Source organism: Providencia alcalifaciens, from assembly GCF_020271745.1.
In the GTDB taxonomy this organism is placed as follows: Bacteria; Pseudomonadota; Gammaproteobacteria; order Enterobacterales; family Enterobacteriaceae; genus Providencia; species Providencia alcalifaciens_B.
In genome coordinates this window covers 3,128,145-3,142,524 of record NZ_CP084296.1, presented here as the reverse complement: position 1 = coordinate 3,142,524, position 14,380 = coordinate 3,128,145, and the positions used below count along the sequence as shown (strand labels likewise).

At 42.0% G+C, this 14,380-nt stretch carries 15 protein-coding genes and 1 other annotated feature; of the genes, 1 reads left to right on the top strand and 14 read right to left on the bottom strand.

Features of this window, described 5'->3' with window-relative positions; all coding sequences use genetic code 11:
- The 6 genes from arnD to btuC form a co-directional block, all read right to left on the bottom strand.
- Nucleotides 1-894, bottom strand: a complete 894-nt coding sequence (gene arnD / locus LDO51_RS14440) for a 4-deoxy-4-formamido-L-arabinose-phosphoundecaprenol deformylase (protein ID WP_225575113.1) — start codon at nt 892-894, stop codon at nt 1-3.
- A complete protein-coding gene (gene arnA / locus LDO51_RS14435) occupies nt 894-2,879 on the bottom strand; it encodes a bifunctional UDP-4-amino-4-deoxy-L-arabinose formyltransferase/UDP-glucuronic acid oxidase ArnA (RefSeq protein WP_225575112.1) in 1,986 nt (661 codons plus the stop codon). The genes arnD and arnA overlap by 1 nt, the downstream gene beginning before the upstream one ends.
- Nucleotides 2,879-3,871, bottom strand: a complete 993-nt coding sequence (gene arnC / locus LDO51_RS14430) for an undecaprenyl-phosphate 4-deoxy-4-formamido-L-arabinose transferase (protein WP_225575111.1) — start codon at nt 3,869-3,871, stop codon at nt 2,879-2,881. Before arnC ends, arnA begins: the two co-directional genes overlap by 1 nt.
- Complete coding sequence (gene arnB / locus LDO51_RS14425) at nt 3,871-5,016, bottom strand: UDP-4-amino-4-deoxy-L-arabinose aminotransferase (RefSeq protein ID WP_225575110.1); 1,146 nt, start codon at nt 5,014-5,016, stop codon at nt 3,871-3,873. The genes arnC and arnB overlap by 1 nt, the downstream gene beginning before the upstream one ends.
- A gap of 124 nt (nt 5,017-5,140) precedes the next feature.
- Nucleotides 5,141-5,908: an ATP-binding cassette domain-containing protein gene (locus LDO51_RS14420; protein ID WP_225575109.1), complete on the bottom strand. Its 768-nt coding sequence runs from the start codon at nt 5,906-5,908 to the stop codon at nt 5,141-5,143.
- Between the two features lies 1 nt (nt 5,909).
- Nucleotides 5,910-6,914, bottom strand: a complete 1,005-nt coding sequence (gene btuC / locus LDO51_RS14415; protein WP_225575108.1) for a vitamin B12 ABC transporter permease BtuC — start codon at nt 6,912-6,914, stop codon at nt 5,910-5,912.
- A gap of 123 nt (nt 6,915-7,037) precedes the next feature.
- On the opposite strand from btuC, the gene LDO51_RS14410 reads away from it, so the two are divergent.
- Nucleotides 7,038-8,183, top strand: coding sequence for a RhoGAP domain-containing protein (locus tag LDO51_RS14410; RefSeq protein ID WP_225575107.1), 1,146 nt, complete (start codon nt 7,038-7,040; stop codon nt 8,181-8,183).
- 74 nt (nt 8,184-8,257) lie between these two features.
- Here LDO51_RS14410 and ihfA read toward each other — a convergent pair whose 3' ends face one another.
- From ihfA to infC (LDO51_RS14370), 8 genes are all read right to left on the bottom strand, one after another.
- On the bottom strand, nt 8,258-8,554 hold the full coding sequence (ihfA, locus tag LDO51_RS14405; RefSeq protein WP_004263721.1) for an integration host factor subunit alpha: 297 nt from the start codon (nt 8,552-8,554) through the stop codon (nt 8,258-8,260).
- A 4-nt stretch (nt 8,555-8,558) separates the two neighbouring features.
- On the bottom strand, nt 8,559-10,946 hold the full coding sequence (gene pheT, locus LDO51_RS14400) for a phenylalanine--tRNA ligase subunit beta (protein WP_225575106.1): 2,388 nt from the start codon (nt 10,944-10,946) through the stop codon (nt 8,559-8,561).
- Nucleotides 10,947-10,960: 14 nt separating this feature from the next.
- A complete protein-coding gene (gene pheS / locus LDO51_RS14395) occupies nt 10,961-11,944 on the bottom strand; it encodes a phenylalanine--tRNA ligase subunit alpha (protein ID WP_036950469.1) in 984 nt (327 codons plus the stop codon).
- 123 nt (nt 11,945-12,067) lie between these two features.
- Nucleotides 12,068-12,198: a sequence feature (Phe leader region), on the bottom strand.
- Nucleotides 12,148-12,192: a pheST operon leader peptide PheM gene (gene pheM, locus LDO51_RS19920; protein WP_225577280.1), complete on the bottom strand. Its 45-nt coding sequence runs from the start codon at nt 12,190-12,192 to the stop codon at nt 12,148-12,150. Its footprint overlaps the feature before it by 45 nt.
- 119 nt (nt 12,199-12,317) lie before the next feature.
- The gene (rplT, locus tag LDO51_RS14385) at nt 12,318-12,674 is read right to left on the bottom strand and encodes a 50S ribosomal protein L20 (RefSeq protein WP_006659451.1); all 357 of its coding nucleotides are present in this window, start codon (nt 12,672-12,674) and stop codon (nt 12,318-12,320) included.
- Between the two features lie 44 nt (nt 12,675-12,718).
- On the bottom strand, nt 12,719-12,916 hold the full coding sequence (gene rpmI, locus LDO51_RS14380) for a 50S ribosomal protein L35 (protein WP_004263702.1): 198 nt from the start codon (nt 12,914-12,916) through the stop codon (nt 12,719-12,721).
- 93 nt (nt 12,917-13,009) lie between these two features.
- Nucleotides 13,010-13,549 (bottom strand): translation initiation factor IF-3, encoded by a 540-nt coding sequence (infC, locus tag LDO51_RS14375; RefSeq protein ID WP_071992133.1) that lies wholly within the window; start codon nt 13,547-13,549, stop codon nt 13,010-13,012.
- A 288-nt stretch (nt 13,550-13,837) separates the two neighbouring features.
- Nucleotides 13,838-14,377: a translation initiation factor IF-3 gene (gene infC, locus LDO51_RS14370; protein WP_071992134.1), complete on the bottom strand. Its 540-nt coding sequence runs from the start codon at nt 14,375-14,377 to the stop codon at nt 13,838-13,840.
- Nucleotides 14,378-14,380: the final 3 nt, after the last annotated feature.

The window sequence follows — 14,380 nt, the reverse complement described above, 5'->3', positions numbered from 1 at the left end:
TTATTCCTCTTCTTGGCAGCCCAGCCAACCTTCTCGTCCCGGGAATGGGGCGCGAACCACTCTTCCTTTTGGAAGCGTATTGATGTCTTCAGGCAACAATTCACTCAATGTACAGAATTGGATTTCTTCTTGCTTAATTCGTTCCAATAATTGTGAAAATTGTTGTGACTTTGACATTCCTTCCACTTCCGTATGGATAGTGTAAACAGGAACACCTAGGTCATCTTTTATTGCTTGAAGAATAAAATCATTAAATTCTTCATCTGTCACTACTGTGCCAACAACTTCATCATAAGTCGGTAACGTCACAGGAATTTGTACTGTTCCCAAAGAACCATCACGTAGAATAGGTCTAAATGGAAACTTCCCACGGCAGTCACTGTTGTAGTCGAAATTAAACCCTTGTTTAACTTCGAGTACTCGCTCATCACCACGCCAGCCTGCTACCGCAGAACAAGTAACTCGTTGGCCAGTCGCGTGTTGCAATGCATCGACCCCTAGTTTCACTTGTTCAGTGAGTTGAGCCTCGCTCCATTTAGCCACTTTGGCTTGCCATCCTTGATGATCCCACGCATGTAAGCCGACTTCATGCCCAGCTTCCAAGGTTTGTTTCATCAAATAGCCTAAATCTTTGGCGATTTTTTTACCCGGCCACGCCGTACCTGCCAGTAAAATATCTAAACCATACAAAGATGCCGCATTCGACCGTAGCATTTTCCACAGAAATTTAGGACGCAAAAGGCGCCATAAATGGCGCCCCATATTATCGGGTCCTACACTGAAGAAAAAGCTGGCCTGAATATCATGCTCTTTGAGCACTTTAAGTAATTGAGGAACCCCTTTCAATGTACCTTGATAGGTGTCCACATCGATTCTCAAGCCAACTTTTTTCATTATTTTTTGCTTTCCAGCTCTTCTACAGCACCCTGTAAGAAGAAGTCTAATGTTTCTTCAATGGTATCTTTCATATCGATAGTCGGAACCCAGTCAAGTAAACGACGTGCGTTTTCAACACTTGGTTTACGATGCTCAACGTCTTGGTAACCTTGACCATAGTAGCTAGCGCTTTCGATTTCACGGAAGCCTGCAAATGGAGGGAACTTGCTACGAGCTGGGTGTTTTTCGAAGCTTTCTAACAGCATTTCCGCTAACTGACGAATACTTGCTTCGTTAGTTGGGTTACCGATGTTGATGATTTGACCATCACATTTGCCGTCTTTGTTTTCAATGATGCGGAACAGTGCTTCGATACCATCTTTGATATCCGTGAAGCAACGTTTTTGTGCACCGCCATCGACTAACTTGATTGGTGAACCTTCAACTAAGTTCAGGATAAGCTGAGTGATTGCGCGTGAGCTACCAATACGTGCAGAGTTCAGGCTGTCTAAACGTGGTCCCATCCAGTTAAATGGACGGAATAAGGTGAATTTCAGACCTTCTTTCGCGCCATATGCCCAGATAACTCGGTCAAGTAACTGTTTAGATACAGAGTAAATCCAACGTTGTTTATTGATTGGACCAACGATCAGACGAGATTCGTCTTCATCAAACTCTTTATCATCACACATACCATAAACTTCAGAAGTTGATGGGAAAATGATGCGTTTGTTGTATTTCACGCAGTAACGAACAACTTTTAAGTTTTCTTCAAAGTCTAATTCGAATACACGCAGTGGGTTACGGGTATATTCGATTGGTGTCGCAATAGCAACCAGTGGCAGAATAACGTCACATTTTTTGATGTGATATTCAATCCACTCAGTATGGATGCTTACGTCACCTTCGATGAAGTGGAAACGTGGGTTACCAATGAAGCGCTCAATTGCAGACGAACCGATATCCATACCATAGATATCATAGTTATCATCTTGTAACAGACGCTCAGTTAAGTGGTTACCGATAAAGCCGTTTACGCCTAAGATCAGAACACGTTTACGACGCTTAACTTGTGCAGTTGGTTTAGCACCAACGCGAACGTCAGTCACGATACCCATTTCGTTAGCTAGGCGGTTGCCTTGCATGTATAAACCGGTTTCGCTTTGACCGCTAACGATTTCCAGTGCGCCTTGGCCGCATGCGATACGCAGTGGGTCGCTAGATAATACAGTACCCGCAGCTTTACCTTGGTTATCGTCTAATACACGAGCACGCCATACTACCATTTTACGTGCACCTAAATAGGTGAACGCGCCTGGATATGGTTCAGTGACTGCGCGGATCAGGCAGTTAATTTCTTTCGCACTGCGACTCCAGTCGATTTGACCGTCATCAGCACAACGACGACCGAAGTAGCTTGCTTGGCTCTCATCTTGAGCAACCGTTTTGTAACTGCCAGCTTCGATTAATGGCAGAGTTTTATCTAACAGGACTTCTGCTGCTTCACGTACTTTCGCATGCAGAGTCAGGGCAGTATCAGTATCAGTGATAGCCACTTTTTCTTGCGCTACGATATCGCCAGCATCCGCTTTAGCGACCATTTTGTGCAGCGTTACGCCAGTTTCGCTTTCACCATTTAACAGTGCCCAGTTGATTGGTGCACGACCACGGTATTTAGGCAGTAAAGAACCATGCAGATTGAAAGCGCCTTTCGGTGCTAATGCTAACAGTTCTTCGCTTAACATATCGCGATAGTAGAAAGAGAAAATCACATCAGGTTTCATCTCACGAATACGTTCAATCCACAGTGGATGGTTAACGTTTTCTGGAGCGAAAACAGGAAGTTCCATATCTGCGCTGACACGAGCTACAGAAGAGTAAAAGTGGTTTTCATTTGGATCATCAGTGTGCGTAAATACTGCCTGAATATCAAAACCCGCTTTCTCAAGCGCTTTTATCCCTACACAGCCAATATCATGATAGGCAAAAACAATAGCTTTCATTAGTTTTCTTCCTGATTTTTGTCGGTTTTAAGGTCTGCACCGACGACTTTTTGAATAAAATAACGAGGTCTCGCGCGCACATCATTATAGATCCTACCGATGTATTCGCCCAATAATCCCATAGCAACAAACTGCGCGCCGATAAACATAAAGAGTATCGCAAACAGTGTAAATACGCCGTCAGCTGCCCAGTCAGAGCCGAACAGTAAACGTAAAACAATTAACAACACTGCCAGCACAAAGCCACCAGCAGCGATAATGCTACCAACCACGCTTAACAAACGCAGAGGCGCAGTCGTTAAACAAGTTAATAAGTCATACATTAAATTAATCAGCTTCATAAAGCTGTATTTTGAATCACCAAACTCGCGTTCAGCATGCGCTACATCAATTTCGATGGTTCTACGCGCAAATGTATTCGCTAAAATAGGAATAAATGTGCTGCGCTCATGGCATTGCAGCATCGCTTCAATGATGTGACGGCGATAAGCCCGTAGCATACAACCGTAGTCACCCATTGAACGACCGGTCGCCTTAGTGATCATCGCATTGATCATTTTTGACGCCGTTTTGCGGAACCATGAATCTTGACGATTAGCACGACGAGTTCCAACAACATCATAGCCTTGAGCCGCTGTTTGCACTAAACGAGGGATCTCTTCCGGTGGGTTTTGTAAGTCCGCATCAAGAGTGATAACTAAGTCGCCATCTGCTTGATTGAAACCCGCCATAATCGCAGAGTGTTGACCATAGTTGCGGTTTAAAATGATCGCAATCACATGGTTATCTGGGTTTTCAGCCGCTTCAACCAACATTTTTGCAGAACGGTCGCTACTTCCATCGTCAACTAAAATTAACTCATAAGCTTGAGTCAGTTGTTTACAGGACTTAATCGTACGCTCTAACAACTGAGGCAAACTTTGCTCTTCGTTATAAACAGGGATTACCACTGAGACTTTTTTAATCTCATCAAATTCATCAGCTAATGACACTATTTTGACTCCAAAAGGACTGTATTAATTGCACTCACTACCCGTTCAACATCCGCGTCAGTCATGTCTGGGAACAGAGGCAATGAACAAAGCGTTGCACTATTCCATGTTGATTCTGGCAATGACAGCTCTGGGTATTTTTCGCGGTAATATTTTTGTGTATGAGCCGCACGGAAATGTAATCCCGTGCCAATATTATGCTCTTTTAACTTCTCCATAAATGTATCGCGGTCAATGCCACACACAGACTCATCAACACGCACCATAAATAGGTGATTAGCGTGTAAATGTAGATATTCTGGTACAGATAACATCTGTAATGGAGAGTCTTTCAGTAACTCACGGTAGCGTGCCGTCAGTTCAGCTCGACGCTGGTTTAAATACTCAACGCGGGACAATTGAACAACTGCAATCGCAGCGTGAATATCTGATAAGTTATACTTGAAGCCAGGTTCAACCACTTCAGCTTGCGGTTTACGCCCTTGCATTTGGCGATCAAACGCATCTACGCCTAAACCATGGAATTTTAACGCACGAACGCGCTGAGCGAGCGCATCGTCGTCAGTAGCGACTAAACCACCTTCCGCACAGGTCACGTTTTTGATTGCATGAAATGAAAAGATGGCAGTGCCCTTCTCACCAATCCATTCATTTTTATAACGTGTTCCGACCGCATGAGCTGCATCTTCAATGAGGAAAACACCCGCTTTTTGTGCGATGGCACGTAGGCCATCTAAATCACAAGGAGCACCAGCATAATGAACAGGGATAATTGCCTTCGTTTTGCTAGTTAAGGCTTTTTCTACCGCTTCAGGCTGAATCATGAGGGTATCACGATCAACATCAATCATAACGGGCGTTGCACCTAGCAACTCAATCATATTGATCGTTGAAACCCATGTTTGTGACGGAGTGATAACTTCATCGCCTGGACCGATACCCAGCGCCATCAAAACAACATGCATACCTGCTGTTGCCGATGCAAGGGCAATCGCATGCTTGCAACCATAACGTTTGCAAAAATCTTCTTCTAATTGATGATTCTGTGGGCCTGTCGTGATCCAGCCTGAACGCAGAACGTTTTCTACTGCCTTAACCTCTTCATCCCCGATTGATGGTTTTGAAAACGGAAGGAAATTGCTCATATTGTTTGTAGCCTAGTTTCATTATGAATAGGATATTCTAGTTAAAATTACTTTAACCGAACCTCAACACCAGTCATCATTGCTGCAATAATTGCCGTGATACGGGCAATAAGAACACAATTAGCTAATTAGTACGATCGTTAATTTGCCATACTTTATTCAATGAGCTCTGATTGAGTTTTATATCAGCCATAAATACATCTGACAACTGCCTTTCTGTCATGACATTGTCAGGCTCACCTTCATAAATAATTGCGCCTTTCTTCATCATCCAAATTCGACTTGCATTTTTATAAGAATGACTAAGATTATGTCCACTCATTATAACTGTTCCTGCGCAATGACAAAAACATTTCACCCATTTATCTAGCATTCCTTGCTGAATAATATCTAAATTGTTTATTGGTTCATCAAATAAGATTATTTTTTCGCTTAAATAATCTCTATCCCATACCTGCAAAAATACAGCAACTATCCTAATTCGCTGCCATTCTCCACCAGATAATTGATTAATAGGCTTAGATAATAATGATGAAAGTTGAAAGTCTTCGCATAATTCGCTAAAAATCGAGGGAGGAACAATATGTTGCTCAATAAACAAAGATAAGTATTGAAACACTTTTAAACTCGGCAAAATCCCAGTTTGCTGTGTTAGATAAGAACGATACCTTGCAACATCCTGAACAGCATAATCTTTCAGATTAATATGATTAAAAAAAATCGTTCCTTTGTAAGATGTGCAACCACTCAACACTGAAAGTAATGTGCTTTTTCCTGCCCCATTGGCACCTAATAGGTGTATCTGCTCCCCTGCAAAAACGGATTGGTTGATAGCCCGTAACCGGTTTTCTACAGTCAAATTTTGCATTTCAAGCATCACTGTTTTATTCATATTATTGTCGCCATGTATGATTTTTGACGAGAAGATAAATAAAAATAGGGGCACCCAAAGTTGCGGTAATCACGCCAATCGGAATTTCAGCATTGTCTATCAATAATCGGGATAACAAATCTGCAATTAATAAGCATAGCGCCCCAGCAATTGCACAAGCTGGTAATAAAAAACGGTTATCGGTGATCCCACTTAGCCTTAAGATATGGGGAATCACTAATCCTATAAAACTAATTGCCCCCGCAATTGCTACACTGAGCCCAATTAATATTCCAGTAATAATAATTAATATTAATCGCCAACGATGCGTTGAAATACCCAATTGATAGGCTTGAATATCACCCAGTAATAAATAATTTAACATTCTTCCCAGAGTTATTAACCAAAATAAAAATGGGAGGCAGGCAATAACTAATCCTATTTGACGCCAATCAACACCGCTGAAACTGCCCATCATCCAATATAGCAATTGGCGTAAATCTAAATTACTGCTCATGTATACCATCCATGTCATGCACGCACCACTGATCACACCAAGCGCAACACCAACTAATAATAAGCTGGCATTATTCAAATGCTGATGACGAGCAAAGTAGAGTAAAACAGCAGTGAGGACTAAAGCGCCAATAATGGCACTCATGCTAACTAACCAATAGTAGGTAACTCCTGATGAGATCAATACGGTAAAAACAACCGCAACTCCAGCACCATTACTGATCCCCAGTAATCCCGGTTCCGCTAATGGATTCTCAAATAACGCTTGCATGATAGCGCCCGTTACTGCCAATGATGCTCCAATGGTGACAACCGCAAGGAGTCGAGGTAAGCGAATTTGCCAGACAAATAACTGTGCGGAATCATCCATCCATTGGTTCGGCCAATACCAAATTTCCCCAGCACTGAGTGATAGCATTGCAATGATTAAAAGACTCAATAACAGCAAAAAAATCACCCTCATATCGGATTGATATTGCTGTTTTTGTAATTGTTTCAAGGAAATAGTCATTACATTTACAATAATTATCTTTCATTAAAAAAATAAGCGCGTTTTATATAAGAGAGAGCATAAGAAAAAATTTAAACTGCTGCCAATTTTAATTCTACTTTTAACCACAATGAGGGTTTACACATGGCACTAAATACAGTTAACCATTCTCCCAAACCACAACTCTCTGCATACAACGCAAAAGAGACTGACCAAACTGAGAATAAGGCTAGTAGTCATTTTAAAGCATCGCTAAAAAAAGTAACTCAATCATTTATGAGCTTTTGCTCTTTACTTTTTAGTTGCCAAAGCAAACAAGCAAGCAAAAAAAACGTTTCAGATAAATCCTTTGTTATGATTAGCCGTCCAAACAAGGATGCATCGGTACGCGCAGTTTCCTTTGCCGATGAAACTTCCCCAAAAAACTTATCATCTAAAGATGAAATCATTCCCAATGCAGGTTTAACCGGGAATCCCCGAGTTGATGCTGCACGAATGGCTGCATTACACGTCGTCGCTCAACATAAAGCCCTGCGCGCAGAAAAAACACGAAAAAACGACATCACTAAATTACAACAAAGCAATGTGGAGCTCATTAATAATTACGACCGCCTTTCTGACATAGATAGAGAGAAAAACCGTGTAATTAACCTGCTAGGTTGTGCGATTCTTAAACATAACGAGTATGCAACAAGTGAAGGCATACTTCGTACTGAAGGCAGCAAAAATGCCGTCAGTGAATTTGTTAATAAGGCAAATGATCCTAATTACCATCTTACAGAACTTGAGCGCTATCCTTTAAAAATATTAACCAGCGCGTTTAAAAAAATAGCAGGAGAATCACTCAAAAAAGCTAGCAATATCGACTTCAAATCAGATATTTCATTTGATGATTTACACATTTGTGCTGATGCAGTAAAAAATAAAGAAGATGTGACCCAACAAATTAAAAGTAACGGGCAATTAAAAAATAAAGCCCCTTCGATTTTAAAAAACTGTGACAATAGGATCCACAGCGCATTGAGTCGCCTGGCACCACCGCCTTTAACATTGCGACTTGTTACTCGCTTTTGTGCTCTTATTTCCAATGATGAAGCATCCCATAAAATGTCCATTAGAAATTTAGCTATGATTTTTGCGCCGCACTTGATGAACACAAGCAACACACCGCAACATAATAGTTTGGATCCTCTTGCTGAGACCCGAAAAGAAGTTGAAGCGACTAAACTAGCTGAAAATTATATTGCCGCGTTAATCCACCAAGAGAAAAGTCTATTTCATCGGATTTAAAAAGTATTTTTTACTTAAAAACAAAGACCGCCAAGGGCGGTCTTTTTTATTACTCTGCTATTCAGAGAATAGGATTACTCTTTTGGCGTTGCTTTTTCCACACGGCTTTTTAATTTTTGGCCTGGGCGGAAAGTAACAACACGACGAGCAGTAATTGGAATATCTTCCCCAGTTTTAGGGTTACGACCGGGACGTTGATTTTTATCACGTAAATCAAAGTTACCGAATCCAGATAATTTAACTTGCTCACCGTTTTCTAAGGAAAGGCGAACCTCTTCAAAGAAAGTTTCAACAAGGTCTTTCGCATCACGTTTGCTAACACCTAGTTTTTCAAACAAATTTTCTGACATTTCAGCTTTAGTAAGCGCCATAAGTTTAGTCCCTCAAGGAGGCTTGGAATCGCTGTTTTAACGCAGCAACACACAGATCAACGGTCGCGGTAATCTCTTCTTCTTCCATGGTACGCTGGGTATCTTGGAAGACGAGACTGATAGCGAGACTCTTATAACCTTCTGCTATCCCCTCACCACAATACACATCAAATAAGTTTATGCCAACTATATGATTTATGCCAACTTTTTTACATTCTGCTAAAACTTCGGCAGCTGCTACAGTTTCTGGCACAACCACAGCAATGTCACGACGGTTCGACGGATAACGCGAAATCGCTTTCGCTTCTGGAATAACACGCTGTGCGATTGCATCAGTACGAACTTCAAACACGACTGTACGACCATTTAAATCGAGTTTACGTTCTAGTTCTGGGTGAACAACACCGATAAAGCCAATATGTTCATTTTCCAGATAAATCCCAGCACTTTGCCCAGGATGTAGTGCTGGATGTGCTTCAGATTTAAATGTAATTTGATTTAGTTTTCCAGTCAATTCAAAAACAGCTTCAAGATCACCTTTTAAATCAAAGAAGTCAACAACTTGTTTATCTAACGACCAATGTTCATCGAATTTGTTGCCCGTGATCACACCCGCCAGCATGTTTTCCTGACGAATACCATATTCTGCTTGATTATCAGGCGTAAAGCGCAGACCCGTCTCAAATAAACGAATTCTGTTTTGTTGACGATTTTGATTATAGACCACGGTGCCTAATAAACCAGTCAACAGAGACAGGCGCATTGCGGACATGTCAGCTGAAATTGGGTTTGGCAAGGAAAGCACTTCTTCCTGCGGGTGTAATAAGCTCTGAATTTTAGGGTCTACGAAGCTATAAGTAATCGCTTCTTGATAACCACGGTCAACTAACATCGCTTTAATACGTTTCAGCGGCAAATTAGCTTCTTTATGGTCAGTCATAATCAAATCAGCACGCAGCGGTACGTCTGGGATATTGTTATATCCGTATACGCGAGCGACTTCTTCAACTAAATCTTCTTCGATTTGCATATCGAAACGCCAGCTTGGTGCCACAACATCCCAGCAATCAGCTGAAACTTGCACTTGGCAACCTAAACGCGTCAGAATATCGGTCACAGTTTCGTCTGCAATCACATGACCGATTAAACGGTCTAACTTTTTACGCGTTAACTTAATATTTGCCTGTTTCGGTAAATGTGCTTCGCTAGAAATATCAATAATGTCGCCAACTTCGCCGCCACAAATCTCCACAACCAATGCAGTTGCTCGTTCCATCGCTTTAAATTGCAGCTGAGAGTCAACACCGCGTTCAAAACGGTGAGAAGCATCAGTGTGCAGACCGTAATTACGAGCACGGCCAGTGATAGCCAGAGGTTCGAAGAATGCACATTCTAATAAAATGTTCTTGGTTTCAGTGTTAACACCTGAGTGCGCACCACCAAAGATGCCCGCGATACCCAAAGCTTGAGTTTCATCGGCAATAACCAGCGTATCAGATTTCAAAGTGGCTTCGGTACCATCTAACAGTACTAGTTTCTCTTCATCTTTCGCCATACGCACAACGATTGCGCCATTTAAACGATCTAAATCGTAAGCGTGTTGTGGCTGACCTAATTCCAACAGAACATAGTTTGTGATATCAACTACAGCATCGATAGAACGAACACCGCCACGACGCAGTTTTTCTTTCATCCACATTGGCGTTGGTGCACTAACATCGATATTTTTGATAACACGACCTAAGAAACGTGGACATGCAGCAGGTGCTTCAACACGAATTGGGAATGTGTCTTTAATTGTGCTTGCCACTGGGCTGATTGCAGGTTCAACTAAATCTAATTTGTTGATAACCGCCACATCACGTGCCACACCTAGGATACTTAAGCAATCTGCACGGTTTGGTGTAATGCTGATTTCAATCGCGTGATCATCTAATTTTAGGTATTCACGGATGTCAGTACCGATAATAGCGTCTTGCGGTAATTCAATAATGCCACTATGGTCATCAGAAATACCTAGCTCAGAGTATGAGCACAGCATGCCTTCAGAGGGTTCACCGCGTAATTTCGCCGCTTTAATCTTGAAATCACCCGGCAATACAGCGCCGACGGTTGCAACGGCAACTCGTAAGCCTTGACGGCAGTTTGGTGCGCCACATACGATATCTAATAAGCGTTCGCCACCGACATTCACTTTCGTGACACGCAGTTTATCTGCGTTAGGGTGTTGTCCGCATTCCACAACTTCACCCACAACAACACCGTGGAATTGACCCGCAACGGTTTCAACGCCATCAACTTCGAGACCTGCCATGGTGATTTGGTCTGATAATTCTTCACTGCTTACCGCCGGGTTCACCCATTCGCGTAACCATAGTTCACTGAATTTCATGAGATAGACCCGCCTTATTTAAACTGTTTGAGGAAACGAAGATCGTTTTCGAAGAATGCACGAAGGTCAGAAACACCATAACGCAACATAGTTAAGCGCTCCATTCCCATACCGAATGCAAATCCAGAGTAGACCTCAGGGTCAATACCGACATTGCGTAATACATTAGGGTGGACCATACCGCAGCCTAATACTTCCAGCCATTTACCATTTTTACCCATAACATCAACTTCAGCAGAAGGCTCTGTGAACGGGAAATAAGAAGGACGGAAACGAACTTGAACTTCTTCTTCAAAGAAGTTATTCAGGAAGTCATGAAGTGTACCTTTTAAGTTGGTAAAGCTAATGTCTTTATCAACAATCAGGCCTTCAGTTTGGTGGAACATTGGGGTATGAGTCTGGTCGTAGTCATTACGATAAACGCGACCTGGTGCAATAATGCGGATTGGTGGTTGCTGACCATTCATTGTACGGATCTGCACACCGGATGTTTGAGTACGTAATAAACGTTTTGCATCAAACCAAAAAGTATCGTGATCAGCACGCGCTGGGTGATGAGCAGGAATGTTTAGTGCGTCAAAGTTATGATAGTCATCTTCGATTTCAGGTCCTGTCTCAACAGAGAAACCTAATTCACCAAAAAATTCTTCAATTCGCTGAATGGTGCGAGTTACTGGGTGTAATCCACCATTTTCCATACGGCGACCCGGTAATGAAACGTCGATTTTTTCTGATGCTAAACGCGCATTCAGAATATCGGCTTGCATTGCATCTTTACGGGCGTTCAGTGCATCTTGAACTTGGACTTTAGCTTCATTAATCACAGCCCCTGCTGCTGGGCGTTCATCCGCAGGCAGATCACGCAACGTTTTCATCTGGAGTGTGAAGTGGCCGCTTTTGCCTAAAAATTCAACACGCACTGACTCTAACGTCGCAACATCTTGGGCCTGTTCAATGGCTGCTTTTGCCTGTGCAACCAATTCAGCGAGATGTGGCATTGTTTCCCCTTTATGACCACTCGGTCTTTTGCTAGTTATTCACTAAATTTATCAAATTTCACAAATCATATTAATAAGATGTGAATACCTGACTGATTTTACTGTATTTTCTATCAAACCAAAAACAAAAAAGCCTCCTGACGGAGGCTTTAGCGTAACTTTTCGTTTCTATTCTACTCGCTATACGCAAAAGCCCCCGAAATTCAGGTGCTAAAGTAAAAAAAGAAACGAAAAACAACGTTGTTCATTAAAAGATTCTCAAAAAACAAGATTAAGGTTACTAATATACACTGAAAGTATTAACACAAGCTGATTTTTAATACAAACATTATAAATGAAAAGAGGAAGTTTCCTTCCTCTCTTCAAGCAAACATTAAGCTAAAGCGCCTTTTGCTTTTTCAACTAAAGCAGTGAATGCTGCTTTATCGAAAACTGCGATGTCTGCTAAGATCTTACGGTCGATTTCAATTGAAGCTTTTTTCAAGCCATTGATGAAACGGCTGTAAGACAGACCGTTCTGACGAGCCGCAGCGTTGATACGCGCGATCCACAGTTGACGGAACTGACGTTTACGTTGACGGCGGTCACGGTAAGCATATTGACCAGCTTTGATTACCGCTTGAAATGCTACGCGGTAAACACGTGAACGTGCACCATAGTAACCTTTCGCCTGTTTCATGATTTTTTTGTGACGTGCACGTGCGATTACACCACGTTTTGCGCGAGCCATAGCTATCTCCTATCGTCTTTATTCTTAATTAACTAAATGTTTACTTATGCGTAAGGCAGGCAAGCAACAACCAGACCCAGATCGCCCTTAGATACCATTCCTTTCGGACGTAAATGGCGTTTACGCTTAGTAGACTTTTTAGTCAGAATGTGACGAAGGTTTGCATGCTTACGCTTAAAGCCACCGCCTGCAGTTTTTTTAAAGCGCTTTGCTGCGCCACGTACAGTTTTAATCTTTGGCATTTCTTTTATTTCCAACTTCGCATTGTGATTAACTACGAATTAATTAGGCGAATAATACTCACATTACTGTGAAACTATTACTTGGTTGCCTAATTATTTCTTCTTCGGTGCCAGCACCATAATCATTTGGCGCCCTTCAATTTTCGAAGGGAATGATTCAACAGATGCTAACTCTTCCAAATCAGATTTGATGCGGTTAAGCATTTCCATACCGATTTGCTGGTGAGCCATTTCACGACCACGAAAACGCAGTGTTACTTTCGCTTTATCACCATCTTCTAGAAAGCGAATCAGGTTGCGTAGTTTGACCTGATAATCACCTTCATCTGTACCAGGGCGGAATTTAATTTCCTTCACCTGAACAACTTTTTGTTTCTTTTTCTGTTCTTTTTGAGATTTGCTCTTCTCATAAAGGAATTTGCCGTAATCCATAATACGACAAACTGGCGGTTCAGCATTTGGGCTGATTTCAACGAGGTCTACACCTGCTTCTTCAGCTTTTTCAAGCGCTTCACGTGCGCTCATGATGCCTAACTGTTCGCCGTCTAAACCGGTTAAACGGACTTCAGGAACACGAATTTCATCATTAATACGATTTGGCCGTGTTGATGGGATTCTTTTTCCGCCTTTAATACTTCATTCCTCCAACTGGATAAAGAGATTTGCTACATTCTCTAAAGCAAGCGCCTCGGTAATGTCTTTTTAAACAACCTATTACCCAAACGCGATATTCTTTTTTGGCTTTAACTCGAACAAGACGAGCTTTACAAAGCGATTCGACCGCGGATTTTACTGCTTATTGTGAGATTACTCAAGCAGATATTCAAATTATTCGCAAAGGATCATGTAAATAGCCAAGTCTATCAATAAAAAAACGCGAGTGAGGTGCAATCCCCCACTCGCGTTCTTAATCATGACCTATTATTTTTTCTTAGGTCCCATCACCATGATCATTTGGCGCCCTTCAATACGTGAAGGGAATGATTCAACGACAGCTAGCTCTTCCAAATCAGCCTTGATGCGGTTAAGCATCTCCATACCAATTTGTTGGTGAGCCATTTCACGACCACGGAAACGCAGTGTGATTTTCGCTTTATCACCATCTTCTAAGAAACGAATGAGGCTACGTAATTTAACTTGGTAGTCCCCTTCATCTGTCCCAGGACGGAATTTAATTTCCTTCACTTGAACAACTTTTTGTTTCTTTTTCTGCTCTTTCTGAGATTTACTCTTCTCATAAAGATACTTGCCGTAATCCATGATTCGACAAACTGGTGGCTCTGCGTTTGGGCTGATTTCAACTAAATCAACACCAGCTTCTTCCGCTTTGGCAAGTGCGTCACGCACACTCATTACACCAAGTTGTTCACCGTCAATGCCAGTGACACGGATTTCAGTTGCACGGATCTCTTCGTTAATACGATTCGGACGTGCTGTTGGGAGTTTTTTTCCGCCTTTAATACC

Excerpts from the sequence above, each read along its gene's own strand:
- rplT (WP_006659451.1), bottom strand. The coding sequence starts at position 12,674 with ATGGCTCGCGCAAAACGTGGTGTAATCGCACGTGCACGTCACAAAAAA.
- ihfA (WP_004263721.1), bottom strand. The coding sequence starts at position 8,554 with ATGGCGCTTACTAAAGCTGAAATGTCAGAAAATTTGTTTGAAAAACTA.
- btuC (WP_225575108.1), bottom strand. The coding sequence starts at position 6,914 with ATGACTATTTCCTTGAAACAATTACAAAAACAGCAATATCAATCCGAT.
- LDO51_RS14420 (WP_225575109.1), bottom strand. The coding sequence starts at position 5,908 with ATGAATAAAACAGTGATGCTTGAAATGCAAAATTTGACTGTAGAAAAC.
- pheS (WP_036950469.1), bottom strand. The coding sequence starts at position 11,944 with ATGCCACATCTCGCTGAATTGGTTGCACAGGCAAAAGCAGCCATTGAA.
- arnB (WP_225575110.1), bottom strand. The coding sequence starts at position 5,016 with ATGAGCAATTTCCTTCCGTTTTCAAAACCATCAATCGGGGATGAAGAG.
- arnA (WP_225575112.1), bottom strand. The coding sequence starts at position 2,879 with ATGAAAGCTATTGTTTTTGCCTATCATGATATTGGCTGTGTAGGGATA.
- pheT (WP_225575106.1), bottom strand. The coding sequence starts at position 10,946 with ATGAAATTCAGTGAACTATGGTTACGCGAATGGGTGAACCCGGCGGTA.
- rpmI (WP_004263702.1), bottom strand. The coding sequence starts at position 12,916 with ATGCCAAAGATTAAAACTGTACGTGGCGCAGCAAAGCGCTTTAAAAAA.
- LDO51_RS14410 (WP_225575107.1), top strand. The coding sequence starts at position 7,038 with ATGGCACTAAATACAGTTAACCATTCTCCCAAACCACAACTCTCTGCA.
- arnD (WP_225575113.1), bottom strand. The coding sequence starts at position 894 with ATGAAAAAAGTTGGCTTGAGAATCGATGTGGACACCTATCAAGGTACA.